The sequence below is a fragment of the Pseudomonas sp. Marseille-Q7302 genome (genome assembly GCF_965111925.1).
Genome location: NZ_CBCOPK010000001.1, coordinates 2,725,234 through 2,751,015, shown reverse-complemented (window position 1 = coordinate 2,751,015; position 25,782 = coordinate 2,725,234). Strand labels below are relative to the sequence as shown.

Below are 25,782 nucleotides of genomic sequence, written 5' to 3'. Positions count from 1 at the left end.
TCTAGAGCACGCGGCTGAGGAATTCGCGGGTGCGTGGATGGGTGGGATTGCCGAACACCTGGGCCGGCGGGCCTTCTTCGATCAGCTCGCCCTGGTGCAACACCACCACGCGGTCGGCCACCTCGCGGGCGAAACCCATCTCGTGGGTCACTACCACCATGGTCATGCCGTCTTCGGCCAGCTCCTTCATCACCTGCAGCACCTCACCGACGGTTTCCGGGTCGAGGGCGCTGGGGGTTCGTCGAACAGCATGGCCTGGGGTTTCATCGCCAGGGCGCGGGCGATGGCGACACGCTGCTGCTGGCCGCCGGAGAGTTGCGCCGGATAGTGATCGGCCTTGTCGGACAGGCGTACCCGGGCGAGCAGGGCGCGCGCCTGCTCCACGGCGGCGGCGCGCGCCACGCCCAGCACCTGGATGGGCGCCTCGACGATGTTTTCCAGCACCGTCATGTGTGGGAAGAGGTTGAACCTCTGGAACACCATGCCGATGTCGCGGCGGCGGCGGGCGATGTTGCGCTCCGAATCCCGCACCCGACGGCCGTCAGGACGTTCGCGAAAGCCCATCAGCTCGCCGTTGACGCGGATGGTGCCGCCCTGGATCTCTTCCAGCTGATTGAGGCAGCGGATGAAGGTGGTCTTGCCCGAGCCGGAGGCGCCGATCAGCACCACCACCTCGCCACGGCGCACCTCCAGGGTCACGCCCTTGAGGATGTCCAGCTCGCCGAAGGCCTTGTGTACCTCCAGCGCCTGGATCACAACGTCTTGCGTGGTCGTCATGGCTAGCGTCCCCGTAGCTTGAAGCCCTGCAGGCTGAACAGCCGGCCTGTGGCGGTGGGTCGTTGACCGTCGGCCTTGCCGAAGCGCCGCTCCAGCCAGGACTGGAAGAGCCCCCACAGGGTCGTGAGGACCAGGAAGTAGATGGCGACCACCAGGTACAGCTCGAAGACGCGGAAGGTCGCCGAGGTGATCATCTGGGTGCTGAGCAGCAGCTCCTGCACCCCGATGACGCTGACCAGGGTGGTGTTCTTGAGCATCACGTTGAACTCGTTGCCGAGCGGCGGAATGATCACCCGCAGCGCCTGGGGCAGCACGATGCGGCGCATCAGCTTGGCTGGCGTCATGCCCAGGGAGCGGGCCGCTTCGTACTGGCCGCGATCCACCGCGCCGATGCCGGCGCGGATGATCTCGGCCATGTAGGCGCCCTCGTTGAGACCCAGGGCGATGATGGCGGCCTGGATGTTACCCGGGATCACCAGGAAACCCAGGTCCAGGTCTTCGAAGCGAAAGATGCCGCCGGCAGCCAGGGCCGTGTAGAGGAAGACGATCTGCACCAGGAGTGGCGTGCCGCGCATCAGCCACACATAGCCGCGCACCGGGTATTGCAGCGCCCGGTAGCGCGACAGCCGTGCCAGTGCCGCCAGCAGGCCGAGCGCGCAGCCCAGCAGCATGGCGCCGATGGCGATGACGCAGGTCAGCCAGAGGCCGTAGAGGTAGACGTCGCTCGGGTGCAACAGGTACTGCCAGAACACATCCCAGCTGAAATTCATCGTGGCCATCCTTTAATCGAGCTTGTCGCCTTCCAGGTGCCACTTCGCCATGAGCGCGGCGTAGCTGCCGTCAGCTCTCATGTCGGCGAGGATCTGGGTGAGGGCCGCGCTGAGCTGGCTGTCGTCCTTGCGCACGCCGACGCCGGTGAGGATGCGGGCAAAGGCCGGCACGCCGGTCTCGAACTGGCCGGGCGCCACGCCCTGGTAGTAGGCGGCGGTTTCCACGGTGGTGCCGTAGGCGTCGGTCTGGCCCAGGCGCAGGGCCTGGAAGGCGTCGGTGTCGCTGTTGTAGGCCACCAGCTTCATGGGCGCCTTGCCGGCCTTCTTCAGCTCTTCGTTGTGGGCGTCGAGCAGGGTGCGGATGGTGGAGCCATTGAGCACCGCCACCTTCTTGCCGGCGAGGTCGTCCAGGGTGTGGATGCCGGCCTTGTTGCCGCTGGGCACCACCACTGCCTGGCTGGAATACATGTAGTTGACGATGTCGATCACCTGGCGGCGCTCGGGCTTGTCGAACAGCTGGTCGATGAGCACATCGCACTGACCGGCGAGCAGCGCCGGGATCAGCCCCGAGAAGGGCACCACGCGCCAGTCGACCTTCTTGTCGCCAAGGCGCTTGGCGATCTCGGCGCCAAGGTCGACGGTCAGGCCCTTGGGCTTCTGGGCTTCGTCGAAGAAGCCGATCGGCGGGGTATCGAGGGCGCCGCAATAGGTGATCTTGGACGCCTTAGCCAGGCGGTCGGGGATCTGGGGGGCGGCCTGGGTCAAGCCGGCGACGAGGGTCAGGGCGAGCAGACTGCAGGAAAGCCGGTGGCGGGTCATGGTCTTCTCCGGAAGGACAGGGGTTGGCAGGGCGGATGGCTCAACGCGGGGGCTCAGGTCGGGTCTGGTCGCCCGATCGTTCGATAAAGGTCAGCAGATCGGGCACCGTGCCCTCGATGTGCTCGCGCAGTACCCGTTCGGCCTCGACGGCGTCTCCGGCGCGCAGGGCGGCAAGGATAGGCGCGTGTTCGTCACGCGCCGACTGGGGGCGGTCGGCGTGCAGCCAGAGCTGCATGTGCGGCTCGATCAGGGCGTAGAGGCCGTTGATCTGGCGCAGCAGCCGCGGGCGGGCGGCCAGGCTGCACAGGTATTCATGGAAGGCGCGGTGCTGGGCGACCCAGGCGCCGGGTTCCTGCTCGTCGTCCAGGTCTTCCAGCAAACGTTCCAGGCGGGTCATCTCGCGCGGCCCGACATGGGGCGTGGCCAGGCGGATTGCCAGCCCTTCCAGGGCGCCACGCATCTCGAACACCTCGCGCATGTCGTCCAGGTCCAGCCCGCTGACCACCGCGCCGCGGTGCGGCCGGAGGATCACCAGGCCCTCGGCGGCCAGGCGCTGGAAGGCGCTGCGCACCGGCATGCGACTCATGCCCAGGGTGGTGGCGATGTCCTCGGCGATCAGGCGCTCGCCGTTGCGATAGCGCCCGGCGCAGATGGCCTGCAGCAGGTGGCGATAGGCCTCTTCTTCGGCGCTCAGGGCGGCGGAGCGGGACAGGGCGGAGAGCGGCATGGCTGGCTTCCTGGATTTTTGTATCCAATCTGCCAGAGGAAGGGCCATGCCAGGGAGGGCAAGGCGCGCCAGTGCTGGGTTGGGAGCCTGAGCGCCTGGTGGCCGCCGTTACCTTTTGCACCGCTCTGGTTCGCCGCTGGGGGCCTTTGCTACCCGAGGACCCGAAACGGGGCGGCCGCTGGCGTCAGTCCAGCAACTGGCCATCGGCGGCGAAGAAGGGGTAGGGCCCCGGGTAGTTGCCCAGCGGCAGATGGTGGGTCACCAGGGCCTCCTCCGCCCAACGATGCAGCAGCAGCCCCGGCGGCTCCAGGCGGAAGCGCGAAGGGGCCGCCTCGCGCAGGTCCAGGTCGACCTGGTGTGACACGCCGGGACAGACGCAGGCCAGGGTGCCGCCGAAGCGGCGCTGGATCAGCCGGTGCAGATGCCCGCAAAGCAGCCGCTCCACTTGGGGATGACGGCGGATGACGGCTTCCAGCTCGGCGCTGCCGTCCAGACCGATGCGATCCATATGGCCGATGCCGACCGGGAAGGGCGGGTGATGCAGGAGCACCAGGGTCGGCTGCGCGGGCGCCTGGCTGAGCTGGTCGTCGAGCCAGGCCAGCTGAGAGGCATCGAGACGACCGCCGTGCTCGCCGGGAATATGGGTATCCAGGCCGATCAGCCGCAGCGGGCCGCAGTCCTGCCGCCAGTCCAGGGTGCCCTGGGTCGGTAGATAACGGTGGTCGGCGAAGGCGGCGCGCAGGGCGGCGCGGTCGTCGTGGTTGCCGGGGATGACGAAGAAGGGCATGACCAGTTCGGCCAGTACTTCACGCAGGGTGGCGTATTCCTCGGGGGTGCCGAAGTCCACCAGGTCGCCGGTGATGACCAGGGCATCCGGGCGCGGCTGCAGGGCGTTGAGGTGGCTCACCGCGATGCGCAGCGCGCCGAGGGTATCGACCACGCCGTAGGACAGCCGACCGCCGGCCTTGATGTGCAGGTCGCTGAGCTGGGCCAGGAGGAAGGGTTCGTGCATGAGATTCTCCGATCAGGACGCCAGGGTGAAGAGGGCGTCGGGGCGCACGTTCAAGTGCAGCAGGTCGCCCGGCTGGGCCTGCACGTTCTGGGCGGTGTCGACCAGCAGCGGCTGGCCGGTGCCCACTTCCACCAGCAGCCGCGAATGGGCGCCCTGGAAAAACTGACCGACCAGGATGCCGACGAGGTGCGCAGGCGTTGTGCTGGGCTCCAGGTGTTCCGGGCGGCAGAACAGGGTGCTGGCCGAACCGGTCCAGGGCAGGCGACCGCCCGCGACGGCCACCTCGTTGCCCGTCTGGCTGCGCACCTCGAAGCGATTGAGCTGGCCGACGAAACCAGCCACGAAGCGACTGGCCGGGCGCTGGTAGATCTGCGTTGGCGTGCCGATCTGGGCGATGCGCCCGGCGCCCATCACCACGATGCGGTCGCCCAGCGCCAGGGCCTCCTGCTGGTCGTGGGTGACATAGACCGCCGTGGTACCCAGCTCGCGCAACAGGGCGCCGATGTCGGCCCGCAGCTGCTCGCGCAACTGGGCGTCCAGGGCTGCCAGGGGTTCGTCGAACAAGAGCACCCGCGGCCGTGGCGCCAGGGCGCGGGCCAGGGCCACTCGCTGGCGCTGACCACCGGACAGCTGCTGGATGCGCCGGTCGGCCAGGGCCTCCAGCTGCATCATGGCCAGCAATTCGGCGACCCGGGCATCGCGATCGGCGCGCGTCAGGCCACGGATCTTCAGGCCGTAGGCGATGTTGCCGGCCACGTCCAAGTTGGGGAACAGGGCGTAGTTCTGGAACACCATGCCGACGTCGCGGCGCTCGATGGGCAGGGCGGTGACGTCACGGTCGTCGAACAACACCTGGCCACCGGCATCGGGCTGCTCCAGGCCGGCGATCAGGCGCAGGGTGGTGGTCTTGCCGCAGCCGGATGGACCGAGGAACACCAGGGTCTCGCCCGGGTGGATGTCGAGGTCCAGGGGCTGCAGCACCTGGCGGCCTCCGGCGAAGGTCTTGGCGCAGTAGCGCAGGCGAACGGCGGTACCTTGGGTCATCGCAGGGCTCCACGGGAGAGGCGGGCGCTGAGGGCCTGGAGGGCGACCAGCAGCGGCACGATCAGCAAGAGGAAGATCAGGGTGTAGGCGGAGCCCACCTCCAGCCGCGCCGAGGCGTAGCTGTCGGCCAGGCCCACCGGCAGGGTCTTGGTCAGGGGCGTGTGCAGCATCCAGGTGAGGTTGAATTCGCCCAGCGAGAGGGTGATCACCATGAGGCTGCCGGCGAGGATGCCGGCGCGGGCATTGGGCACCACCACGCCGAAGAAGCGCCGCCAGGGACCGGCACCCAGGCTGGCCGCGGCTTCTTCCAGCTGCGGCAACTGGCTGCGTCTGAGCACCGCCATCACCGGGCGGATCAGGAAGGGCAGGGTGAACAGCAGGTGGCCTACCAGGATGATCGCCGGGCTGCGGCGAAAGCCGCCAAGGTGCCCGTAGGTCAGCAGCAGCGCCAGGGCCGAGGCGAAGCCGGGCATGGCCACCGGCAGCACCAGCAATTCCTCGAAGGCGCGGGCGAAGCGGTTGTCCAGCCGTACCAGGGCATAGGCCGCGGGGACACCGAGCACGACCGCGAGGGCCGCCGTGCCCAGCGCCAGTTGCAGCGACAGCCAGACGGTGGGGGCATAGGCCTGCCAGACCTGGATCACCCAGTCGAGGGTCAGGCCACTGGCGAGGCCCTGGAAGTAGTTGCGGGTGAGGCCGGCCAGCACCGAGAGCAGCACGGGCACCAATAGGAAGGCGGCCACCAGCAGGGTGAACAGCAGTTGCAGCCAGAAACGCAGGGGGCGATTCATCGCAGGTCTCCCTGGGCGCCGCCGAGGCGCCGGGCCAGCAGCAGGACCAGCCAGGTCACGAGGCCGAGCACCACCGAGAGCGCTGCCGCCACGCCGAAGTTGGCGAAGTTGGTGAAGGTGTCGTAGATGGCGATGGGCGTTACCGCCAGGCGCGTGCCGAGGGTGAAGGCGGTGCCGAAGGCGCCCATGGCGGTGGCGAAGCAGAGCGCGCCGCTGGACAGCAGGGCTGGGGTCAGACCGGGGATCAGCACATCGCGCACCACGGCAAAGAGCCCGGCGCCCAGGGAGCGGGCCGCTTCTTCCAGACTGGTGTCGAGGGTTTCGCAGGCTGCCATCACCGTGAGGATCACCCGCGGGATGGAAAAATAGAGATAGCCCAGAAAGAGCCCGAACAGCGAATAGGCGAACACCCAGGGTTCATCGAACAGGCTGCGCCCAAGGCCGGCGAACAGACCCTGGCGGCCGCCCAGCAGGATGATCAAAAAGCCCACCACCACGCCGGGAAAGGCCAGCGGAAAGGTCAGCAGCGCCACCAGCAGGCTGCGTCCGGCGAAGGCATGGCGCGCCAGGAAGCAGCCGGTGATGCCGGCCACCACCAGGGTGGCCAGGGTGGTGACGGCGGCCAGGACCACCGTCTGGGCGAGCCCGGACAGATAGCCGGCGCTGGTCAGCACCTGCCAGTAGCCGGAGCTGCCGGCGGCGTCCGGGCGGGCGCCGAGCACCAGCAGCTGCGCCAGCGGCAGCAGCCAGAACGCCAGCAGAAAGGCGCTCGCCGGTGCCAGGGCGACGAGCGCTGGCCAGGGTAGCCGACGCGGCGCCTGGCGGCGCCCGAGGGAGACGGCGAGGCCCTGCATCTCAGCGCACCTCGGCCTGGTAGCGCTTGGCGAAGGCTTCCTGGACCGCTGCCATGTGGCCGTAGTCCACGGTGCCGGCGCGGGCATAGTCGGCGGCGGGCAGGAAGCGCGCCTTAACCTCGTCAGGCAGCGGCACGTCGCGTACCGGGCGCAGATAGGCCTGGGCCCAGAGCGCCTGGCCCTTGTCCGACAGCACGTAGTCCAGCACCTTCTCGCCGTTGGCGCGGTGCGGCGCGCCCTTCACCAGGCTCATGGTGTAGGGCACCGTCAGGCTGCCTTCCTGGGGAATCACGAAGGCCACCGGCGCCTGGTCCTTGTAGCGGGCGCGATAGGCGTTGAAGTCGTAGTCCACCAGGATCGGGATCTCACCGGACAGCAGGCGCGCATAGGCGGTCTGCTTGGGCACGATGGGATCGTTGGCCGCCAGCTTCTTGAAGAAGCCCAGCGCCGGGCCGAAGTCGTCGAGCGTGCCGCCCAGGGCCTGGTTCACCGCCACGGCGGTGACGTAGCCGACGAAGGCGCTGGAGGGATCCAGGTAGCCGACCAGGCCGCGGTACTCGGGCTTGAGCAGATCGCTCCAGCGCTGGGGTACCGGCTTGCCGCCCAGGGCCTGGGTATTGACCATGAAACCGAGGGTGCCGGAGTGAATGGCGGTCCACTGGCCCTTGGGATCCTTGAGGCCAGTGGGGACCTGGTCCCAGTGCTTGGGCTGATAGGGCTGCAGCACCCCGGCCTTGTCGGCCTGGATGCCAAAGGTCACCCCGTAGTAGACGACGTCGGCCACCGGTGCTTCGCGTTCGGCCACCAGCTGGGCCAGGGACTGGCCGGAGTTCTTGTTGTCCTGGGGCACCTGGATGCCGGTATCGGCGGCGATGGCCTTGAGCTGGGCACCCCAGTCGGCCCATTCCAGCGGGCAGTTGTAGCAGATGGCGGTTTCGGCGGCCTGGGCGCTGGCCAGACCGCAAGCCAGGGCCACACCGGCCAGGAGACGACGCAAGGGGAATCGGGATTTCATCGGCAAGGCTCCTTCAAGGGACCGGCACTGGTGCCGGGACGGACGAGGCAGGGCAGGCACTGCTGGTGGATGGGGCTGCCAGCGATCAGCGCCAGCAATTCGGTGACGAGCACGGCGCCCAGGCTCTGCAGCGGCTGCATGACACTGCACAGGCTGGGTTCCAGGCGGGCGCCCATGGCGATGCCATCGAAGCCCACCACCGAGAGGTCGTCGGGGACGGATAGCCCATGCCGCTGCAGCTCGGCGATGACGCTGATGGCCAGCAGGTCGTTGGTGCAGAGCAGGGCGGTCGGGGCATGACGCTCCAGCAGTGGGGCCAGCTCCGCCCAGTCGGCATCGGTATGGCTGGCCAGCTCCAGGCGCGGCAGCAGGGGCAGGGCGGCCGCGTCCATCGCCTGGCAATAGCCGGTGAAGCGCCGCTCGCTGCGATCCGATTGCTGGGCCGGCCCCGAGACCAGGGCGATGCGTTGGTGACCCAGGGCGAGCAGGTGCTCGGTGGCCATGGCCATGCCCTGGCGGTTGTCCACCGCCACCGCCGCATAGGGGCGCTGGGGTTCGTGGTAGGCCAGGATGAAGGGCGTCTGTTCCCGGCTCAGCTCGGCCAGCACCTGGCTGCGGTCGGCATCGGCCACCGTCAGCACCAGCCCGGCGACGCGCTGGCGCAAGAGTTCTTCCACCACCGCCGCCTCGCGCTCGAGCTGGTAATCGGTGGTGGCGATCACCAGGGAATAGCCCTGGCTACGGGCGGTGCGCTCCATGGCCTGCAGCTGCTCGGCGAACACCGGGTTGAGCAGGCTGGGCACCACCACGCCGATCAGACGGGTGCTCTGCTGGCGCAGCTGGCGACCCAGCAGGTTGGGCCGGAAGTTGAGGCTACGCGCGGCGTCCAGCACCCGCTGCCGGGTGCTCTCGCGCACCTGTTCGGGCGTGGCGAAGGCCCGCGCCGCGGTGGCCCGGGAGACGCCTGCCTGTTGCGCTACCTGTTTCAGATCGGTCATGCCTGCCTCGTTTGAGATCGATCTCATTGAGGGCAGACAGTGAGGGCTACGAATGTCGTTTCGATGACAGGGAGATGAAGTTTCGACGCCACGAACAAGAACGGTGTGCGGGGACCAGACGCCTTGTTTCGGTCAGGATCAAGCCACGACCAGAATAGTCAGTCAGATAGTCAGATTTAATCAGCGCATAAATAAAAATCGCGCTAAAGAAAGGAAATAGTCAGTCGATCTTAGGGCGTTAGAGGATCGCCTTTCGCTGATCTCAAGGAGCCCGTCTTGAACCTTCGCTCGCTACGCATTGCCCCCCGCGCCGCCCTCTGCTTTGGTGCGGTCACCCTGTTCGTGATGCTGCTCGGGGTGTTCGCCCTGTTCCAGCTCAATGCCTTGCGGGCGACCGAACAGGCGATGGAGGCCGAATGGCTGGCGAGCGTCCAGACCACCGACGACATCCAAATCGCGCTGCTGCATACCCGCCTGGAAAGCATCCGCCTGCTGGCCAGCGAAGACAGCGCGGCCATGGCCATCGCGACCCGGCAGATCCAGATGAATCGCGACGTGATGAACGCCCGCACGGCCTACTACCGGGAGCACCTGGTTTCGACCCCTGAAGAGCGGACCAACTTCGAGCAGGCAGCCCTGCAGATGAAGGCCTATCTGGAAGGGCTGGAACACGTCGTCACCTTGGTCGGTACCGACCGCAACGAGGCGCTCAAGCTGGCCAACGGTGACCAGCGCCTGCGCGCGGAGGGCTATCAGGAACGACTGACCGCGCTGCGCGAATTCAACAGCGAAGGTGCCCGCCAGGCCAGCCAGGCCGCGTTGGGCATCTATGAGCACAGTGTGCGCATCACCGTCGGCATCATGCTGCTGGCAGTCGTGGTGACCCTGCTGCTGGCCTGGCGCCTGACCCGCAGCCTGGCCCAACCCATCGGAGATTCCCTGGCCGTGGCCAACGCCATCGCCAAGGGCGAGCTCACCGGCAAGATCGATCCAAGCGGTGCGGACGAGGCCGCTGGCCTCATGCGCGCCCTGGCGCAGATGCAGGACAACCTCAAGGACACCCTGCACGGCATCTCCCGATCCTCCGGGCGCCTGAGCGAAACCGCCCGCACCATGAACGCGGTCACCGACCAGGCCAGCCGTGCGCTGTCCAGCCAGAACGCCGAGATCGACCAGGCCGCCACCGCGGTCACCGAGATGAGCGCTGCGGTCGAAGAGGTGGCGCGCAACGCTTCCTCCACCTCCCAGGCCGCGCGGGATTCCAGTGCGGCCGCGGAAAACGGCAATGCCAAGGTCGGCCAGGCGCTGGACGCCATGCAGCGCCTCACCCAGCAGGTGCAGTCGACGTCGGTTCAGGTCGAAGGCCTGGCCGGGCAAGCACAGGACATCAGCCAGGTGCTGAGCGTGATCGGCTCCATTGCCGAGCAGACCAACCTGCTGGCGCTCAACGCGGCCATCGAGGCGGCGCGGGCCGGCGAGCAGGGCCGTGGCTTCGCCGTCGTCGCCGATGAGGTCCGCGCCCTGGCGCACCGTACCCAGACCTCGACCCGCGAGATCGAGCAGATGATCCAGGCAATCCAGAAGGGCTCCGCGGAAGCCGTGGACTCCATGCAGCTCAGCACCAACCAGGCCCAGGCCACCTACGAGGTGGCCCAGGAAGCCGGCCGGGCGCTGAACGACATCCTCCAAGCCGTGCGCCTGATCGACGAGCGCAACCTGCAGATCGCCACCGCCTCCGAAGAGCAGGCCCACGTCTCCCGCGAGGTCGACCGCAACCTCATCAGCATCCGCGACCTGTCGGTGCAGACCAGCGACGGCAATCGCGAAACCGTGGGCGCCAGCGAGCAACTGTCCGAACTGGCCGGGGAGCTGCAGACCCTGGTGCGCCGTTTCAAGCTGGCGTGAGTGAGTGGGGACGGGCGCGCAGCTGGGCTGCGCGCCTGACCGCGTGAGTGGGCATCCCCGGTCTGGGGCGAGTGGCCGTACTGCCTGAGGCGGGCTGCTGTTCCGCGAGGAGGTAGGCCATGAAGCGGCTGGCCCGGGCATCACGGTGGGTACCGGAGGTGAGAGATGCCGGCTCCACCTTGGGTAGCAGTGCGTCACCCTGGCCTGCGGCTATCCGATGATATGCCTCTGGCGACTCATTTCTGCCGGCTCATCGGCTCAAGCCGTCCGCTCACTTCCATAGATGATGGCTTTTTGGTATCAATGGTTATTGTAATACCTATTAGATCCGCACCCGACGCTCTCGTAGAGAAACCATGGCGCTGCCCCAATACAGCATCAGAGTACCTGTCACCCAGCTGCAACTGGGCATGTACGTCTGCGAACTGGATCGCCCATGGGAAGGCACGCCCTTTCTGTTCCAGGGGTTTCCCATCCAGAGCGTGCAGGATATCCGCACCCTGCAGGAAACCTGCGAGTTCGTCTGGGTTGATCGGCGTCAGAACAGGTCGCTGACCCCGCTCTCGACCGCCCAGGCGGCAGGTGCTCAGGCGGTAGGTGCCCAGGCGAAAACCTATGCCATCGACTATCGGGAGGCGGTCAATGTCGCCGAGCCGATGTGGCGCGAAGCCCAGGCGGTGTCGAGGCGGATGCTGGATGCCGTCAGGTTCGGCAAGGAGCTCGATGTCGGCGAAGTGCGCCAGGCGATCGGCGAGTGCGTCGAGAGTGTCCTCAAGCACCCGGCAGCCAGCCTCTGGTTGGCGCGCATCAAGCACCGTGACGAATACACGGCGGAGCATTGCCTGCGCGTAGCCCTCTATGCCATCGCCCTGGGCAAGGAACTGGGCATGTTGCCGCTTGAGCTCGAAGAGCTCGGCATGTGCGGCATACTGCACGACGTTGGCAAGATCAAGGTTCCCGACGAGATCCTCAACAAGCCGGGTCGCTTGACCGATGAGGAATTCCTCATCATGCAAGCCCATACCACCTACGGCTGGCAGCTGCTGATGGCCAACCGCGAGGTGCCGCCCGCGGCCGTCGATGTCGCCTATACCCACCACGAGCGCATGGATGGCCTGGGCTATCCCCGAAAGCTGCCGGCGCAGCGCATCCCCTTCAAGGCCAAGATCATCGCCGTGGTGGATGCCTACGATGCCATCACCAGCGACAGGGCCTACAGCGAAGGGCGGTCGAGCCTGGAAGCTCTGCGTATTCTCTTCGAAGCCAAGGGCACGCAATTCGACGAAACGGTCGTCCTCGCCTTCATCCAGTTGATTGGCGTCTACCCACCCGGCGAAATCGTCGAACTGAGCACCGGGGAGGTCGGGATCATCATCGGCTTCGAAACCGGCAGCAAACTGAAGCCGCGGGTCCTGCTCGTCCTTGACGCCGACAAGCAGCCACGGCCGGAACAGGTGCTCGATCTGGCGCGCAATCCGCGGGATGCCGCTGACCGTCTGATCATTGTCCGCTCGGTAAAGCCCTCTGGTGCCTACGGGATCGACATCGACAGCTACCGGGACAAGGGCCTGGTGGTGCCGACCTGAGTGGCGAGCTGATCGGCCACCCTAGGGCCTGGCATCAAAGGGTTTTTGGGCCCCGTGGTGTTTCGATACAGGCCAGCAAGCCAGATCCATCGCCAGGTATCACAGCGACGGGTCCGGAAAATCCGATAGCCTCCAGCTGTTGCCTGAGCAATGCCGGATCAGGATGCCTGAGTTCCAGGCGCTGCAACTGACAACCCCTGTCAGTCAGCCCTCGCGCGGGATGCTGGGCGTCGCCCCAGTCGATCAGGCTGGGTAGCATCCCTCCCAGCGGCAAGTGTCCATCGGCATGGATCGATATCTGCCAGGAAAGCGTGCCTCTGCTCATCGATTCGATGGTGCCGAAGGTCTGCGTGAGGCTAGCGTCCGCGCGATCAAGCCGCTGGGTCCGCGCGACCCAGTGCGCCAGGCAGGGGGCAGTCCGAGGCGCCAGATCATCCAGGCCAAACCATCGGGGTCTGGTCGGCGCCGGCGCGTCGGGGTCCGGGGCGATGACCTCCAGATAGCAGTCGCCCAGGCGCAGCAAGAGGTTATGGGTACCCATGCGCGGATGCTTGCCGCCTGGCTGCATCACTACCCCGAGTCGTTCTTCGACGTACTGGGCGCCTGCGGCGAGCGTCGGGGCCACGACGACCAGATGATCCAGGCGTGAAACTCTCATGGGCGGCTCCTGATCGGGAGAGGTTTGATGTCTTGTAGCCAGCCCGACGCTAGTAGTTTTGCTTGGAGCCTAGAGCAAGAAGGTATACGACCCAATGCTTACATGTCTTCATGATCTCCCTTTAAATCTAGCATAAATAAAGCGGGGCTCCGCTTGATGTCTACTAGCTTGCCCTGCAGGTAGTTTGTGCTCTAATCAAAATATATTATGAGCTCAGTCATGTATTGGTGCAATAAGAGTCTGATTTCGCAGTGATGATATTTGCGGGTTGTATGGTGCCGCAGAAGGCGTTGTTGTGATGTGCTTGCGAGGTAATAATGTTAATGTTCAGTAATTCATTATTTGAGTTGGTAGGTTCTGCTTTTTGTAGGAAGTGTCTGTCATTACTAAGCTGGTGAGTATGTGGTTTTTGATCAATTTATGGGGTTAAGTGTGTGCATCTCTATTATTCTGGAAATGTCAGCCTTGAGAGAAATTTTATTATAGCTATGCTGTTTAATTTTGAGCATAAACTTATCGTCGTTATGCTCGTTGTTGATTATGGCTCTTTCTATTAATCTTTCACTCCAGTAATCCCTTTTAGACAAGTCCGTCCAGTTTGTTTTTCCGCCTCGTGTCACGTGAATAACTTTAGAAAGAATGGCAAGGCATGCGTCAGAGGCCAATTCAATGTCGACTCTGTCATTTCCCTTCGACGCTTCTATTGTCGATGCTCTGTACCGATATTTTCCTTCTCTTAGGAAGAGCATCGTGGCGATTTGATCGAGGGTTAATCCGTATGCTGTTAAAGCGTCAACATAACCAAATGTGTAAATGCCAGAGCTGGCATTTCTACAGTAGACATAATTTCTAAGTGCAACATAAAGAATGTCGTATAGCCAGAGCTCTCCAAGGGCGCTGTCAGGAAACCACTGCACTTTAGTTATTGCTTTTTCTGTGCTTTTATATGATTTACTTACTTGCTTATTTGAAGGGCGAAATCCTTTATAGCTTCTGGCTAACTCTTCGTCTCCATCGATAAAAATGCCATCGATATCTAGGTGAGTAAGAAATAAAGATCCTTTGGTGCGCATGCGATTGATTGTTGCTAGTGAGTAAAATGTCAGCTCGCCGTACTGCTTTTTGAGTTTGCTAAAGTTGGGCGGGCTACCTGACCAGAGGCAAACTAAGTCTACATCGCTGTTGTAGTTTGAATCGCCCCTCGCGGTGGATCCGCATTGAATAATCAGATGGGTCACTATTTAACTATCCTCTTAACGATAATTGCAGTGACAACCGCACACCAGGCAACAGATGAAAGTAGTAGGCACGTCGTGATTAACATCGGAAGCATTTTGTGGGTTGGAGAAAAATCCCCGTAACCAGCAGTGGTCAATGACACAACCGTAAAATATACGGCCTCGAGAAAATTATTGCTTTCAGGTGTAATTTTGTCCTCTAAAAGCCATGCAAATCCAAGGATTCCGAGAATTGTAATTATGAGGCTGTTTTTTATCCCATATCCGCTGCCAAGTAGGTAATCGAATAGGAGGCTTTGTAAGAATCCTTTGAAGTTTGGATTTTCTTCGTAAAGCAGTTGATATCGTCTATAGAACTGAAAGCTTCTATCTGCTCGCATTGCAAAATTTTCCTGGTGCATGGATTTTGAATTGTGATATAGGGATTGAAATAAGCCTGAGTTGACATTGGCTCTATGCCATTTCCACTTGCTAGAAAAGTGTAGGCAGTCTGGGTCGATATAGGTTTCTTTGAATTTGGCTTTGTAAAAATGACATTCGTAAAAATTACAATTGTGAAATTCAACTTCTAGAAATAACGCATTATTAAATGCGCAGCCTTTAAAAGTGCAATTTTGAAAATCGATATTTGCTATGATCTTTTGCGAAAAAATACATTTTGAGAAAAGCTTGTCTGAAATCTTCCAAACTTTTTTATCTGAATTATCAAAATCAATAAAAGCTAAAGAAATCTCATCGAGTGATGCTAATTCGCTAGCCTTGATAATAGTTTTTACCGGTTCCTCTACGCTGAGCTTTCGGCTCATTGGTGTGGAGAAGTAGTTTTTTATAATTTTTACCGTTTGGCTCTTAATTTTCTTATACATTCGAGTGGCTCTTTTTTAAATTTTGACGGTTATTTTATTTGAGTTACAGTACTTACAGGCTTGTTGGATAATGTCCTTCGGCTGACTTAGACGTGCTAATGGTTTGGTCTTTATTTGCATTGCTCCAATCTTATTTAATAATGGGTTAGTTGCTTTGGCCTGTAGAAGGGTTCCTAAATCGGTTTGGCAATTTATATTGCTATAGACTTTTCTTGATCTTGCTGTGGTGAGTATTGAAATTATTCAAATGGTGATTTTATTAGGGTCTAGCTAATTTATATTTATATAGGAATGCTTATCTTGATTATAGCTTATCTTGTTGAGGTTTGGCTTGCTTTCTGGTGTTAAATTTACATATATGTATCGCGGGTGTTGTGATGCCTCTAGGTGAAACAGTTAATTTAAAAAATAGGACATAGATTTATGTATGAAATCGAATTTCCTAGATTTTTTTCTGGTTACACGCGTCACTAAGTTAATTAAAAAAGCCACCTGCTATTACTCTTCTGATCTCCTGCGCAAGTTCCAGCAGCACCCCGGCATAGCGTTCCTCGATCTCCGCTTCCGACAGCGGGGTGGCCAGGCTGATGTTGAGGGCATGGGTGCGGTAGCCGGGGAGGCCGAGGGGGGTGGCGATGGCGACCACTTCGGGTTGCCAGGCAGCCAGGCAGTAGCCCTTGTGGCGGACGCTGGCGATGGCGGCGCGGATCTCCTGTTCGAGTGGCGCCCGGCGTACCTCGCAGCGGCGTGCGCAGAAGGTGGCGATCAGCGTCTCGCGCTGGGCTTCGCCCAGGCCGGCGAGGCAGGCGCGACCGAGGGAGGTGATGTCCATCGGCAGGCGCTGGCCGACCAGGACGTTGCGCGGGGTCTTGCGCTGACTGAGGCGAATCGACTCCAGGTAGATCATCTCGTCACGGTCCGCCGCCGCCAGGCTGACGTTGACCTGGTGTTCCCGCGCCACCTTGATCATCAGCGGCGAGGCGGCCTGCAGGAGGCTGCTGCCCTGGTGCATGGCATGGGCCAGGCCGAGAAAGGTCGGCGCCAGGCGATAGGCGCTGCGGCCGCCGTCGTAGTCCAGAAAGCCGGTGCGCACCAGGGTCTGGGTCAGGCGGCTGACGGTGGACTTGGCCAGGCCGAGGAGGTCGCTGAGGTCGCCATTGGTGAGGTATTCGGTGCCCGGACGAAAGGCCCGCAGGACATCCAGGCCACGCTCCAGCGAGCGGTTGGCCGGCGCCTTGCCCTGGCCAGGCATGTCGGCGGCGTTCGGCTCGGCGATGGCGTGTTCCACCTGGTGGAATGGCTGCGTTGTCATGACAGGTCTCCTCGCGCAGATTGATTTCAAGCCTGGCGCAGATCCGGGCAGCCAATCAACCCAAGAATAAGAGAGAGACCTCCCATGACGACAGCTCCCGAATCCTCGACCCCCATCGAGCTAACGGTGACCCAGGGCATCGCCACCCTGACGCTCAACCGCCCCGAAGCGCGCAATGCCATCAGTGACGACATGCGCACCCTGCTGATCGAGCACCTGGAGCGTATCGCCGCCGACAGCGCGATCAAGGCGCTGATCCTGACCGGTACCGGCAAGGGCTTCTGCGCTGGTGGCGACATCAAGGGCATGCAGGCGCGCATGAGTGCGCCGGCCGGTTCGGTGGCCTTCAACGGCTGGAAGCGCCAGCAACGGGTTCACCACGCCGTTTCGCTGCTGCACAACCTGCCCAAACCGACCATCGCCGCGGTCAACGGCGCCGCCACCGGGCTGGGCTGCGACATGGCATTGAGCTGCGACTTCATCATCGCCTCGGAGCAGGCCACCTTCGCCATGAGCTACATCGCCCGCGGCCTCATCCCCGACGGCGGTGGCCTCTACTTTCTGCCACGGCGGGTCGGCCTGAGTCGGGCCAAGGAGCTGATCTTCACCGGTCGCACCGTCGCGCCGGGCGAAGCCGAGCGCATCAACATGATCGACCGGGTGGTGCCCCACGACGATCTGCTGCCAGCGGCCCAGGACTGGGCACTGCAACTGTCCGCCGGTTCCGCCACGGCACTGGGCCTGAGCAAGTCGATCCTCAACAATACTTTCGAGCTGACCCAGGGCCAGATCTCGGCCATGGGCAGCCAGGCCCAGGGTATCTGCTACACATCCAGCGAACACCAGGAGTCGGTCGCCGCCTTCCTGGCGCGCAAGAGCACGGGTGGCCAGCGATGAGCGCCCTCGACCGTCTGCTCACCCCCGCCAGCGTCGCCGTCATCGGCGCCTCGGGCGACGCCCGCAAGACCTCCGGCCGGCCCATCGCCTTCCTGCGCAAGCATGGTTTCCAGGGGCGCCTCTACCCGGTCAATCCGCGCTACGAGGAGATCGATGGCCTGCGCTGCTATCCCTCCATCGCCGAGTTGCCCGAGGTGCCGGACGTGGCCGTCATCCTGCTGGGTGCCGAACGCGCCAATCAGGCGGTGGCCGAACTGGCGGCGCTGGGCTGTGCGGCGGCCATCGTGCTGGCCGGCGGCTATGGCGAAACGGGGGAGAGCGGCATCCGCCGCCAGGCGGAACTCCAGGCCGCGCGCGGCAGCATGCGTATCCTCGGCCCCAATACCATCGGCCTGGTCAACGTCAGCGAGCGCATCACCCTGTCCGCCAGTGGCGCCCTGGACATGGATGCCCTGCTGCCGGGCAAGGTGGCCCTGGTGTCCCAGAGCGGCGGCATCCTTGGCGCCTTGCTCTCTCGCGGCGTGGCGGCCGGCATCGGCTTTTCCAAGCTGATCTCCACCAGCAACGAGGTGGATCTGGATGTCGCCGACTTCGTCGACCACCTGGCTGACGATCCGGCGACCGCGGTGATCGCCCTCTACCTCGAAGGGGTGCGCGACACTGCCAGGTTCACCCGCGCCGTGGGCCGGGCCCGCGCCGCCGGCAAGCCGGTGGTGGTGTTCAAGGTCGGCCGTTCGGAAGCCGGCGCCAGCGCCGCGGCCTCCCATACCGGCGCCCTGGCCGGCTCGGACGATCTCTATTCGGCCTATTTCCGCCAGCTCGGGGTGATCCGCGCGGAGACCTTCGCCGACCTGCTGGACATTCCCTTCGCCCTGGCCAGTGGCCGGGTGATGCAGGGTACCCGGGTGGCCATCCTGACCTCCACCGGTGGCGCCGGCACCCTGATCGCCGACAACCTGGGCGTCAACGGCTTCCAGACCCCGCCGCCCGGCGCGGAGACGGCGGCGCGGCTGCGCGCCCTGGACGTCGGCGACCAGGCGGTGCTCGACCGCAACCCCATCGACCTGACCCTGGCGGGTCTGCAACCCGAGGTGATGCGCGGCGCCATCAGCATCCTGCTGGACAGCCCCGACTACGACGCGGTGATCAGCGTGGTGGGCTCTTCCGGCGTGGCCCAGCCGCACCTGATGGCTGATGCCATCCGTGACAGCCTGGCCCATTCGACCAAGCCGGTCCTGGCCTATATCAGTCCCCATGCGCCGGCAGCGGCGCAGCGTATCAACGGCTCGGGCGGCGTAGCCTTCAGTGCCCCTGAAAGCTGTGCCGGTGCGCTCAAGGCCCTGGCCCTGCAGGGTAGCTTCGCTCGCCAGCGACAGACCCAGGTCGGTACCGTCACGGACACGGCAGGGGTCACCTTGCCCGGTCTGCAACCGGGCCCGCTGGACGAGGCACGCAGCAAGCAGCTCTACGAGACCTTTGGCATTCCGGTCACCCGCGAGCAGGTAGTGGGTGACGCGCGTCAGGCCGAAGCGGCGGCCCGTGAACTGGGTGGCGAGGTGGTGCTCAAGGTGCTCTCGGCGCGCATCCCGCACAAGAGCGAGGTGGGCGGCGTGGCCCTGCGCCAGCGACCCGACGGGATCGGTGCGCGTCTGGAGCGCATGCGCGACGAGGTGACCACCCAGGTTGGCTTCGATCCCGAGGCCTTCCTGGTGCAGGAAATGGTCAGCGGCGGCGAGGAGCTGATCCTCGGCTTCACCCGTGATCCGCAACTGGGCCCGGCGCTGCTGCTCGGCATGGGCGGGGTGACGGCTGAACTGTTCCAGGACACCACGCTGCGCCTGCTGCCGGTGACCCTGGAGGATGCCCGGGAAATGCTCGCCGAATTGCGTACCTACCCCTTGCTGGACGGCTATCGCGGCCGACCCAAGGCCGACGTCGAGGCGGCGGCGCACTGCATCGTGGCGTTCTCCGACATGGCCCTGCGTCTGGGCGAGCGCCTGCAGGAAGCCGAGATCAATCCGCTGCTGGTCAGGCCACACGGGCAGGGCGTGGTCGCCCTCGACGGTCTCACGGTGCTGAGCTGAAGGTCGCTGTTCCACAGGGTGGAACAGCGCCATTGCCGCTCAGGTTCACCCTTGCATAATCCAAGAACGCTTCATTTCTGACTCATAACAATAAGTAGGTCACTATGAACAGCTTCCAGATCAACTTCCCATGGTGTGCATTCCTACCGTCAGGCGCCGTCGCGTCGTTCATGAGTCCTGAACCCGACGCCACGTCCTCGAACCGGGAGTAATGCCATGTCCGCCGTACTGAAGAACGCCAGCCCTCGCGAGCCGATCGGTGGCATCGCCCCGGCGCCCACCGTGATTTCCTTTCGCAACGTCGCCAAGGCCTTTACCGTCAAGGGCGTGGCGAAACAGGCTTCGCACAGCATTACTGTCGACATCCAGCAAGGCCAGGTGGTGACCATCGTCGGTCCTTCCGGCTGCGGCAAGTCGACCCTGCTCAACATGGTGGCCGGCCTGTTCGCCCCCACTGAAGGCCAGGTGCTCTACGGTGGCCAGCCGGTGAAGGGCATCAACGGCCGCACCGGCTACATGACCCAGAGCGATCACCTGCTGCCCTGGCGCGACGTGGCCGGCAACATCGCCGTGCCCCTGGAGATCCGTGGCGTAGGCAAGGCCGAACGCCAGGCACGCATCCGCGACCTGCTGGCCCTGGTCGGTCTGGAAGGGCACGAGAAGGCCTATCCCAGTCAGCTCTCCGGGGGCATGCGCAAGCGCGCCGCCCTGGCCCGGCTGCTGGCCTACGATCCCGAGACCCTGCTGATGGACGAGCCGTTCGCGGCGCTCGATGCCCAGCTGCGCATGCGCATGCAGACCGAGTTGTTCAAGCTCAGTCGCCAGCTGAAGAAGACCGTGCTGTTCGTCACCCACGACCTGGACGAGGCGGTGGCCCTGGGCGATCGCTGCCTGATCTTCTCCGGTCGCCCCGGCACCATCGTCCGCGACGTGCCCATCCCCCTGGGCGACGAGCGCAACATCCTGCAGCTGCGCAAGGACCCGCGGTATCACCAGCTCTGCGGTGATCTCTGGGAATTCATCACCCCGAGCCAAGACGCCTGAGTGGCCCACCCCTGGAGAATCCTGCTATGAACATCTTTCTCGGCCGCGTCGCCATTTTCGCCGTCATCCTGCTGTCCTGGCAGTTCGCCTCGGGACCGCTGGTGGATCCTTTCTTCGTCAGCTCGCCCAGCGAGATCGGCGGCCGCTTCGTCGAGCTGGTCTCCAGTGGCCGGCTGTTCGCCCACGGCTGGATCACCGTCGTCGAGACCCTGGCCGGCTTTTTCTGCGGCGCCTGCGCCGGGATCAGCGTCGGCTTGCTGCTGGGCCGCAACGAGACCCTGGCCAAGCTACTCGACCCCATCCTGATCTCCATCTACAGCCTGCCCAAGGTGGCCCTGGCGCCGCTGTTCATCATGTGGTTCGGCATCGGCATCGAGATGAAGATCATCCTGACCGCCACCATCGTGTTCTTCCTGGTGTTCCTCAACACCTACAGCGGCGTGCGCGCCGTGGAGCGCGAGCAGTTGGAGATCCTGCGGCTGATGGGCGCCAAGGAACATCACCTGATCGGCAAGGTGGTGCTGCCCTCGGCCATCCAGTGGGTGTTCACCGGGCTCAAGCTGTCGGTGCCCTATGCGCTGATCGGTGCCATCGTCGGCGAGATCATGGCGGCCAACCGGGGCCTGGGCTACCTGCTGCAGGACGCCGCCGGCCAGCTGGACACCGCCGGGGTCTTCGCCGCGCTGCTGGCGATCATCTTCCTGGCGCTGCTGCTGCAGGCGGCGGTGCGCAAGCTAGAAACCGCGCTGATGCCCTGGAAGAAGGAACAGGACGCCCGCGAACTCTCGATCTGATCGCCCCCACTAGCCATTACAAGAAGAAGAGAGGTCTTTGCCATGTCGTTCAAGCGTCTGTTTTCCGCCCTCGGCCTGAGCGCCGCGCTGCTCACCGCCACCCCCGCCGTGCAGGCCGATGAAGCGGTCAAGGTGGCCATAGGTACCGAAGGTTTCGTGCACATGCCGCTGTTCGTGGCGCTGGATGCCGGGCTGTTCAAGAAGCACGGGCTGGACGTCAGCCTGGTCAAGTTCAAGGGTGGCGGCGCCGCCGCCTCCGGACTGGTCAGCCGCTCGGTGGAGTTCTGTTCCTGCGCCATCCAGAACGCCATCAACGCCAAGGTGAAGGGCGCCGACGTGACCCTGCTGGGGCGCATGGTCGGCCAGTATGCGAGCAATGTGGTGATCCGCCAGGAGGTGGCCGACCGCCTGGGGCTGAACGCCAACTCCACCGTCGAGCAGCGCCTGGCCGCCTTCAAGGGGCTGCGCCTGGCGGTCAGCGGTACTGGCGGCAGCGCCGACTTCCTGGTGCGCTTCCTCGGCCAGGAAGCCAAGCTGCAGTCGGAGAAGGATTTCACCCTGCTGTACCTGAACAACGGCGGCGCCATGCTGGCCGCCTTCGCCCAGGGCCGCATCGACGGCTTCGCGCTGTCGTCGCCCGCGTCGGACAGCGCGGTGATCGAGCAGAAGGGCTTCACCCTACTGGACATGTCCGAGGGCCAGGTGAAGGCCCTGGACGGCTATCCTTCTATCGCCCTGAGCGCTCGCCGCGAGTGGTCGCAAGAGCACCCGGACACGGTCAAGGCCTTTCTCGCCGCGCTCAGTGATGCCACCCAGCTGATCAGCCAGCATCCGGACGAGGCCGCCAAGGCCGTGCGCACTCGCTTCGAGGGCGTCAACGACGAGGTCTACGCCGCCGCCTGGAAGAGCAACCGCAAGTCCTTCCCCGCGACGCCCTATCTCACCGATGAAGACGTCCAGCGCGCCATTACCTTCCTGGGCCAGATCCAGAACACCCAGATCCCTGGTACCGCCGCCGACTACCTGACGCAGGTGCGCTGAACCGCACGCTTCCTTCCATCCCCCTGGTACGCCGCGGGCGGCCAGGGTTCGGTAGAGATCTCCTATGCACAGGCATCATGACAAGCCGATCCTGGCGGCAGGGCTGGGTATTGCCCTGCTGTCGCCCCTCACCTATGCCGACGGCTTCCTCGAAGACAGCAAGGCCACCCTGGAGCTGCGCAACTTCTATATGAACCGCGACTTTCGCGACGGCAGCGGCCAGTCCAAGCGTGAAGAGTGGGGCCAGGGCTTCATCCTCAAGTACGAATCCGGCTTTACCCAGGGCGCCCTTGGCTTCGGCCTGGACGCCCTGGGCCTGGTGGGGGTGAAGCTCGATTCGGGCCGTGGCCGCACTGGCACCGGCCTGCTGCCGGTAGACGACGAGGGCCGCGCGCCCGGCGAGTACGCCAAGGCCGGGGCGACCTTCAAGGCGCGTCTCTCCAAGAGTGAGTTGCGGATCGGCACCCTGGTACCGCGCTGGCCGACCCTGGTCACCAACAATGGCCGCCTGCTGCCCCAGACCTTCGAGGGCAGCCAGTTCGAATTCAAGGAGATCAAGGGGCTGACCCTGACCGGCGCCAACATCCAGCGCACGGTCTATCGCGACAGCTCCGGGGCCGATGGCCTTTCGCTGAACAACAAGAATCGCCGTTTCAGCGGTTCCCTGGAGGGGGGTGATTTCAATGTCGTCGGTGCCCTCTACCGCTTCGGCACCACCACCGATGTGAGCGCCCAGTACGCCGTGCTGGAAGATGTCTATCGCCAGCGCTTTCTCGGCCTGACCGACCGCCGCGAGGGCGACTGGGGCGCCTTCCTCACCGAGGTGCGGCTGTTCGACAGCGACGACGAGGGCAGCGCCCGCGGCGGACGGATCGACAACCGTGCCTTCAGCGCCCTGGGTACCTACAAGCGCGCCGGCCATTCCCTGGGCCTGGGCTATCAGAAGATGTCGGGCTCAACGGCCTTTCCCTACGTCAATGGCACCGATCCCTATCTGGTCAACTTCGTCCAGGTGGGCGACTTCGCCGAGACCAATGAGCGTTCCTGGCAGGCACGCTACGACTACGACCTGGGTCGACTGGGTATTCCTGGCCTGAACTTCATGACGCGCTTCGTACGCGGCAGCCAGGCCGAACTGCGCGGAGGCGCGTCCGGAAGCGAGCGAGAACTGGATGTGGAGCTGCAATACGCGCTGCAGGGCGGCTCGCTCAAGGGCCTGAACCTGCGCCTGCGCAGCGCCACCTACCGTTCCGATTTCTCGCGGGACGCCAATGACGTCCGCGTCATCGCCAGCTATCCGCTGTCGCTGCTCTGACCCTTCGGGAGACCTTATATGACCACCGTAACCCTGCAACGGATCGACGCCCTGGGCGTCATCACCCTGGACCATCCACCGGTCAATGCCCTGTCCCGCGAGGTGCGTGCGGGGCTCCTGGCACGGCTGCAGGAGGCCCTGGCCGATGACGGGATCCAGACCCTGGTGATCACCTGCGCCGGGCGGACCTTCGTCGCCGGCGCCGACATCCGCGAATTCGACCTGCCGCTGCAGGAGCCCCATCTGCCGGAGGTGCTGGCGGCCCTCGAAGCCTCGCCCAAGCCGGTGATCGCCGCGCTGCATGGCACGGTATTGGGCGGTGGGCTGGAGTTGGCATTGGCCTGTCATTACCGGGTCGCGGCGAGCGCTACCACCTTCGCCTTGCCAGAAGTCAGCCTGGGCTTGATCCCGGGCGCGGGCGGCACCCAGCGCCTGCCGCGCCTGGTTGGCGTGCCCCTGGCGCTGGACATGATCGTGGGCGGCACGCGCCTGGATGCCAGCGCGGCGCTTGGCGCGGGGCTGATCGATGGTCTGGGCGAGGGTGAGCCGCTGGTCCTGGCCCAGGGCTTTCTGCGTGATCATCCCTCCTTGTCGCCACGGCCGACGGCGGCGCAGACAGTATCTCCGTTCGACCACGACGCCTTCGAGTTCCAGGCGCATACCTTGCTGCGCAAGCTGCCGGGCCAGGAGGCACCGGTGCTGGCGCTGGACGCCTTGCGCGGTGCCTGGCAGCTGCCGCTGTCTGCCGCCCTGCAGCGCGAGCGTGAGCTGTTCGTCGCTCGGCGCGAGTCCGCCCAGGCCCAAGCCCTGCGCCATGTGTTCTTCGCCGAGCGCGCCCTGGCGGGTCGTAACCGCGCCCTGGCCAAGGCGGCGCCTCCCGTAGCGTTGCGGCAAGTGGCGGTGATCGGCGCGGGGCTGATGGGCAGCGGTATCGCCCTTTGCCTGGCCAACGCCGGCTTGGCCACCGTCCTGATCGATACCCAGCCGCAGGCCTTGGAACGGGGCCGCGCCACTATCGACCGCTATTTCTCCGGGGCCCTGGCCAAGGGCCGCCTGACGGCCGATCAGGCCAACGCGCGCGCCGCCCTGATCCGCTGTGAAGCGACCCTGGACGCGGTAGCCGACGCCGATCTGATCATCGAGGCGGTGTTCGAGGATCTGGCGGTCAAGCAGGAGGTCTTTCGCCAGCTCGATCGCCTGGCCAAGCCCGGCGCCATCCTGGCCACCAACACCTCCTATCTCGACATCGATGCCATCACCGGAGTGACCGGCCGACCGGAGGCGGTGATCGGCATGCACTTCTTCAGCCCGGCCCAGGTGATGACGCTCCTGGAGGTGGTTCGGACCCGCGCGGTCGCGCCCGCCGTCCTGGCCAGCACCCTGCAACTGGGCGAGCGTCTGGGCAAGACCACGGTGGCGGTGGGCAACTGCCATGGCTTCGTCGGCAATCGCCTGCTCGCGGTGCGTGAGCGCGAGGCGACCCTGCTGGTGGAAGAGGGCGCCGCCCCCGAACAGGTCGACCGGGTGCTGCGTGAATTCGGCTTTCCCATGGGTCCCTTCGAGCTGCGTGACCTGGCCGGGATCGACATCGCCTGGCGCAATCGCCAGGGGCGGGGTGAATCCCTCAGCCCTGCCGAGCGGGCCTGCGACCTGATCGAGCAGCTGCACGCCCTCGGCCGTCTTGGCCAGAAGTCCGGCGCCGGCTACTACCGCTATGAACCAGGTCAGCGCCGGGGCCAGGCGGATCCCCTGGTCGTCGAGTTGCTCGCCGCCCACCGTGGGCGCCGGGGCATCACCCCACGCAGCCACAGTGATACGGAGATCCTCGAACGCTGCCTGTTCGTGATGATCAACGAGGCGGCCTGGCTGCTGGAGGAGGGCATCGTCGAGCAAGCAGTGGACATCGATCTGGTCTGGCTGCACGGCTACGGCTTTCCGCGCTATCGCGGCGGGCTGCTGTACCACGCCGACGAGTGTGGGCTGGAGCGGATCGTCACCACCCTGGAAGGCTGGTCCGCCGCCCTGGCCGAGCGCGGGACGCGGATCTCGCCGCGGCTCACGCAGCTGGCGGCAGAGGGTCGGACATTTCTGGACCTGTGAGTCGAAAGCAGCACCCTGAGCGACGCTACATATCCGATAGCGCCCCGTTCTTTGACCTTTCGTTCGCGCACCCCTAGGGTCAGGCAAGGGTGTATTCGTCAGACGATTGCGCCCGATCGGAATACCAATTCAGGC

Annotated in this window: 22 protein-coding genes and 2 pseudogenes; 10 read left to right on the top strand and 14 right to left on the bottom strand. The window is 64.3% G+C overall.

From position 1 onward, the window contains the following. Nucleotide 1: 1 nt before the first annotated feature. From ACWPW1_RS12895 to ACWPW1_RS12850, 10 genes and pseudogenes are all read right to left on the bottom strand, one after another. Nucleotides 2–777: pseudogene (locus ACWPW1_RS12895) on the bottom strand (amino acid ABC transporter ATP-binding protein). Between the two features lie 2 nt (nt 778–779). After that, entirely contained in the window at nt 780–1,547 is a 768-nt protein-coding gene (locus tag ACWPW1_RS12890; protein WP_059315130.1) for an amino acid ABC transporter permease, read from the bottom strand. A gap of 12 nt (nt 1,548–1,559) precedes the next feature. Then, nucleotides 1,560–2,366: an ABC transporter substrate-binding protein gene (locus ACWPW1_RS12885; protein WP_454253104.1), complete on the bottom strand. Its 807-nt coding sequence runs from the start codon at nt 2,364–2,366 to the stop codon at nt 1,560–1,562. A 40-nt stretch (nt 2,367–2,406) separates the two neighbouring features. Then, the gene (locus ACWPW1_RS12880) at nt 2,407–3,093 is read right to left on the bottom strand and encodes a GntR family transcriptional regulator (RefSeq protein WP_313648481.1); all 687 of its coding nucleotides are present in this window, start codon (nt 3,091–3,093) and stop codon (nt 2,407–2,409) included. Nucleotides 3,094–3,277: 184 nt separating this feature from the next. Next, a complete protein-coding gene (locus tag ACWPW1_RS12875) occupies nt 3,278–4,105 on the bottom strand; it encodes a phosphodiesterase (protein WP_454253103.1) in 828 nt (275 codons plus the stop codon). A 12-nt stretch (nt 4,106–4,117) separates the two neighbouring features. After that, nucleotides 4,118–5,149, bottom strand: coding sequence for an ABC transporter ATP-binding protein (locus ACWPW1_RS12870; protein ID WP_454253102.1), 1,032 nt, complete (start codon nt 5,147–5,149; stop codon nt 4,118–4,120). Next, nucleotides 5,146–5,940 carry an ABC transporter permease gene (locus tag ACWPW1_RS12865; protein WP_017641248.1) on the bottom strand — a complete coding sequence of 265 codons (795 nt, stop codon included), beginning with the start codon at nt 5,938–5,940 and terminating at the stop codon, nt 5,146–5,148. Before ACWPW1_RS12865 ends, ACWPW1_RS12870 begins: the two co-directional genes overlap by 4 nt. Further along, complete coding sequence (locus tag ACWPW1_RS12860; RefSeq protein WP_271655076.1) at nt 5,937–6,794, bottom strand: ABC transporter permease; 858 nt, start codon at nt 6,792–6,794, stop codon at nt 5,937–5,939. The genes ACWPW1_RS12865 and ACWPW1_RS12860 overlap by 4 nt, the downstream gene beginning before the upstream one ends. A gap of 1 nt (nt 6,795) precedes the next feature. After that, entirely contained in the window at nt 6,796–7,809 is a 1,014-nt protein-coding gene (locus tag ACWPW1_RS12855; RefSeq protein ID WP_454253101.1) for an ABC transporter substrate-binding protein, read from the bottom strand. Continuing rightward, nucleotides 7,806–8,807 carry a substrate-binding domain-containing protein gene (locus ACWPW1_RS12850; protein WP_454253100.1) on the bottom strand — a complete coding sequence of 334 codons (1,002 nt, stop codon included), beginning with the start codon at nt 8,805–8,807 and terminating at the stop codon, nt 7,806–7,808. The genes ACWPW1_RS12855 and ACWPW1_RS12850 overlap by 4 nt, the downstream gene beginning before the upstream one ends. A gap of 276 nt (nt 8,808–9,083) precedes the next feature. Between ACWPW1_RS12850 and ACWPW1_RS12845 the strand changes: the two are divergent. The 3 genes and pseudogenes from ACWPW1_RS12845 to ACWPW1_RS12835 all read left to right on the top strand — a co-directional run. Next, nucleotides 9,084–9,854 (top strand): annotated as a pseudogene (locus ACWPW1_RS12845) (MCP four helix bundle domain-containing protein); the annotation flags it as partial. Beyond that, nucleotides 9,828–10,712, top strand: coding sequence for a methyl-accepting chemotaxis protein (locus ACWPW1_RS12840; protein ID WP_423815093.1), 885 nt, complete (start codon nt 9,828–9,830; stop codon nt 10,710–10,712). The pseudogene ACWPW1_RS12845 and the gene ACWPW1_RS12840, both read left to right, overlap by 27 nt. Before the next feature lie 356 nt (nt 10,713–11,068). Next, nucleotides 11,069–12,298 (top strand): HD-GYP domain-containing protein, encoded by a 1,230-nt coding sequence (locus ACWPW1_RS12835; RefSeq protein ID WP_313648474.1) that lies wholly within the window; start codon nt 11,069–11,071, stop codon nt 12,296–12,298. A 34-nt stretch (nt 12,299–12,332) separates the two neighbouring features. Here the strand turns inward: ACWPW1_RS12835 and ACWPW1_RS12830 are convergent, their stop codons facing one another. The 4 genes from ACWPW1_RS12830 to ACWPW1_RS12815 form a co-directional block, all read right to left on the bottom strand. Then, entirely contained in the window at nt 12,333–12,956 is a 624-nt protein-coding gene (locus ACWPW1_RS12830; RefSeq protein ID WP_454253099.1) for a VOC family protein, read from the bottom strand. Nucleotides 12,957–13,369: 413 nt separating this feature from the next. Continuing rightward, complete coding sequence (locus ACWPW1_RS12825; RefSeq protein WP_454253098.1) at nt 13,370–14,194, bottom strand: hypothetical protein; 825 nt, start codon at nt 14,192–14,194, stop codon at nt 13,370–13,372. Further along, nucleotides 14,194–15,060 (bottom strand): ion channel, encoded by an 867-nt coding sequence (locus tag ACWPW1_RS12820; RefSeq protein WP_454253097.1) that lies wholly within the window; start codon nt 15,058–15,060, stop codon nt 14,194–14,196. The genes ACWPW1_RS12825 and ACWPW1_RS12820 overlap by 1 nt, the downstream gene beginning before the upstream one ends. Before the next feature lie 475 nt (nt 15,061–15,535). Next, nucleotides 15,536–16,372 (bottom strand): IclR family transcriptional regulator, encoded by an 837-nt coding sequence (locus ACWPW1_RS12815; protein ID WP_454253096.1) that lies wholly within the window; start codon nt 16,370–16,372, stop codon nt 15,536–15,538. An 84-nt stretch (nt 16,373–16,456) separates the two neighbouring features. Between ACWPW1_RS12815 and ACWPW1_RS12810 the strand changes: the two genes are divergently transcribed. The 7 genes from ACWPW1_RS12810 to ACWPW1_RS12780 all read left to right on the top strand — a co-directional run bounded on the left by ACWPW1_RS12810 (nt 16,457) and on the right by ACWPW1_RS12780 (nt 25,647). Beyond that, the gene (locus tag ACWPW1_RS12810; protein ID WP_454253095.1) at nt 16,457–17,269 is read left to right on the top strand and encodes an enoyl-CoA hydratase/isomerase family protein; all 813 of its coding nucleotides are present in this window, start codon (nt 16,457–16,459) and stop codon (nt 17,267–17,269) included. Further along, entirely contained in the window at nt 17,266–19,353 is a 2,088-nt protein-coding gene (locus tag ACWPW1_RS12805) for an acetate--CoA ligase family protein (RefSeq protein ID WP_454253094.1), read from the top strand. The genes ACWPW1_RS12810 and ACWPW1_RS12805 overlap by 4 nt, the downstream gene beginning before the upstream one ends. Before the next feature lie 216 nt (nt 19,354–19,569). Further along, nucleotides 19,570–20,397, top strand: a complete 828-nt coding sequence (locus ACWPW1_RS12800) for an ABC transporter ATP-binding protein (RefSeq protein ID WP_017641234.1) — start codon at nt 19,570–19,572, stop codon at nt 20,395–20,397. 26 nt (nt 20,398–20,423) lie between these two features. Further along, a complete protein-coding gene (locus ACWPW1_RS12795) occupies nt 20,424–21,191 on the top strand; it encodes an ABC transporter permease (protein ID WP_059315106.1) in 768 nt (255 codons plus the stop codon). 42 nt (nt 21,192–21,233) lie between these two features. Continuing rightward, nucleotides 21,234–22,232 (top strand): ABC transporter substrate-binding protein, encoded by a 999-nt coding sequence (locus tag ACWPW1_RS12790; RefSeq protein WP_439000282.1) that lies wholly within the window; start codon nt 21,234–21,236, stop codon nt 22,230–22,232. Nucleotides 22,233–22,296: 64 nt separating this feature from the next. Then, on the top strand, nt 22,297–23,547 hold the full coding sequence (locus tag ACWPW1_RS12785; RefSeq protein ID WP_454253093.1) for an OprD family porin: 1,251 nt from the start codon (nt 22,297–22,299) through the stop codon (nt 23,545–23,547). Nucleotides 23,548–23,565: 18 nt separating this feature from the next. Continuing rightward, nucleotides 23,566–25,647: a 3-hydroxyacyl-CoA dehydrogenase NAD-binding domain-containing protein gene (locus tag ACWPW1_RS12780; protein ID WP_454253092.1), complete on the top strand. Its 2,082-nt coding sequence runs from the start codon at nt 23,566–23,568 to the stop codon at nt 25,645–25,647. Nucleotides 25,648–25,782: the final 135 nt, after the last annotated feature.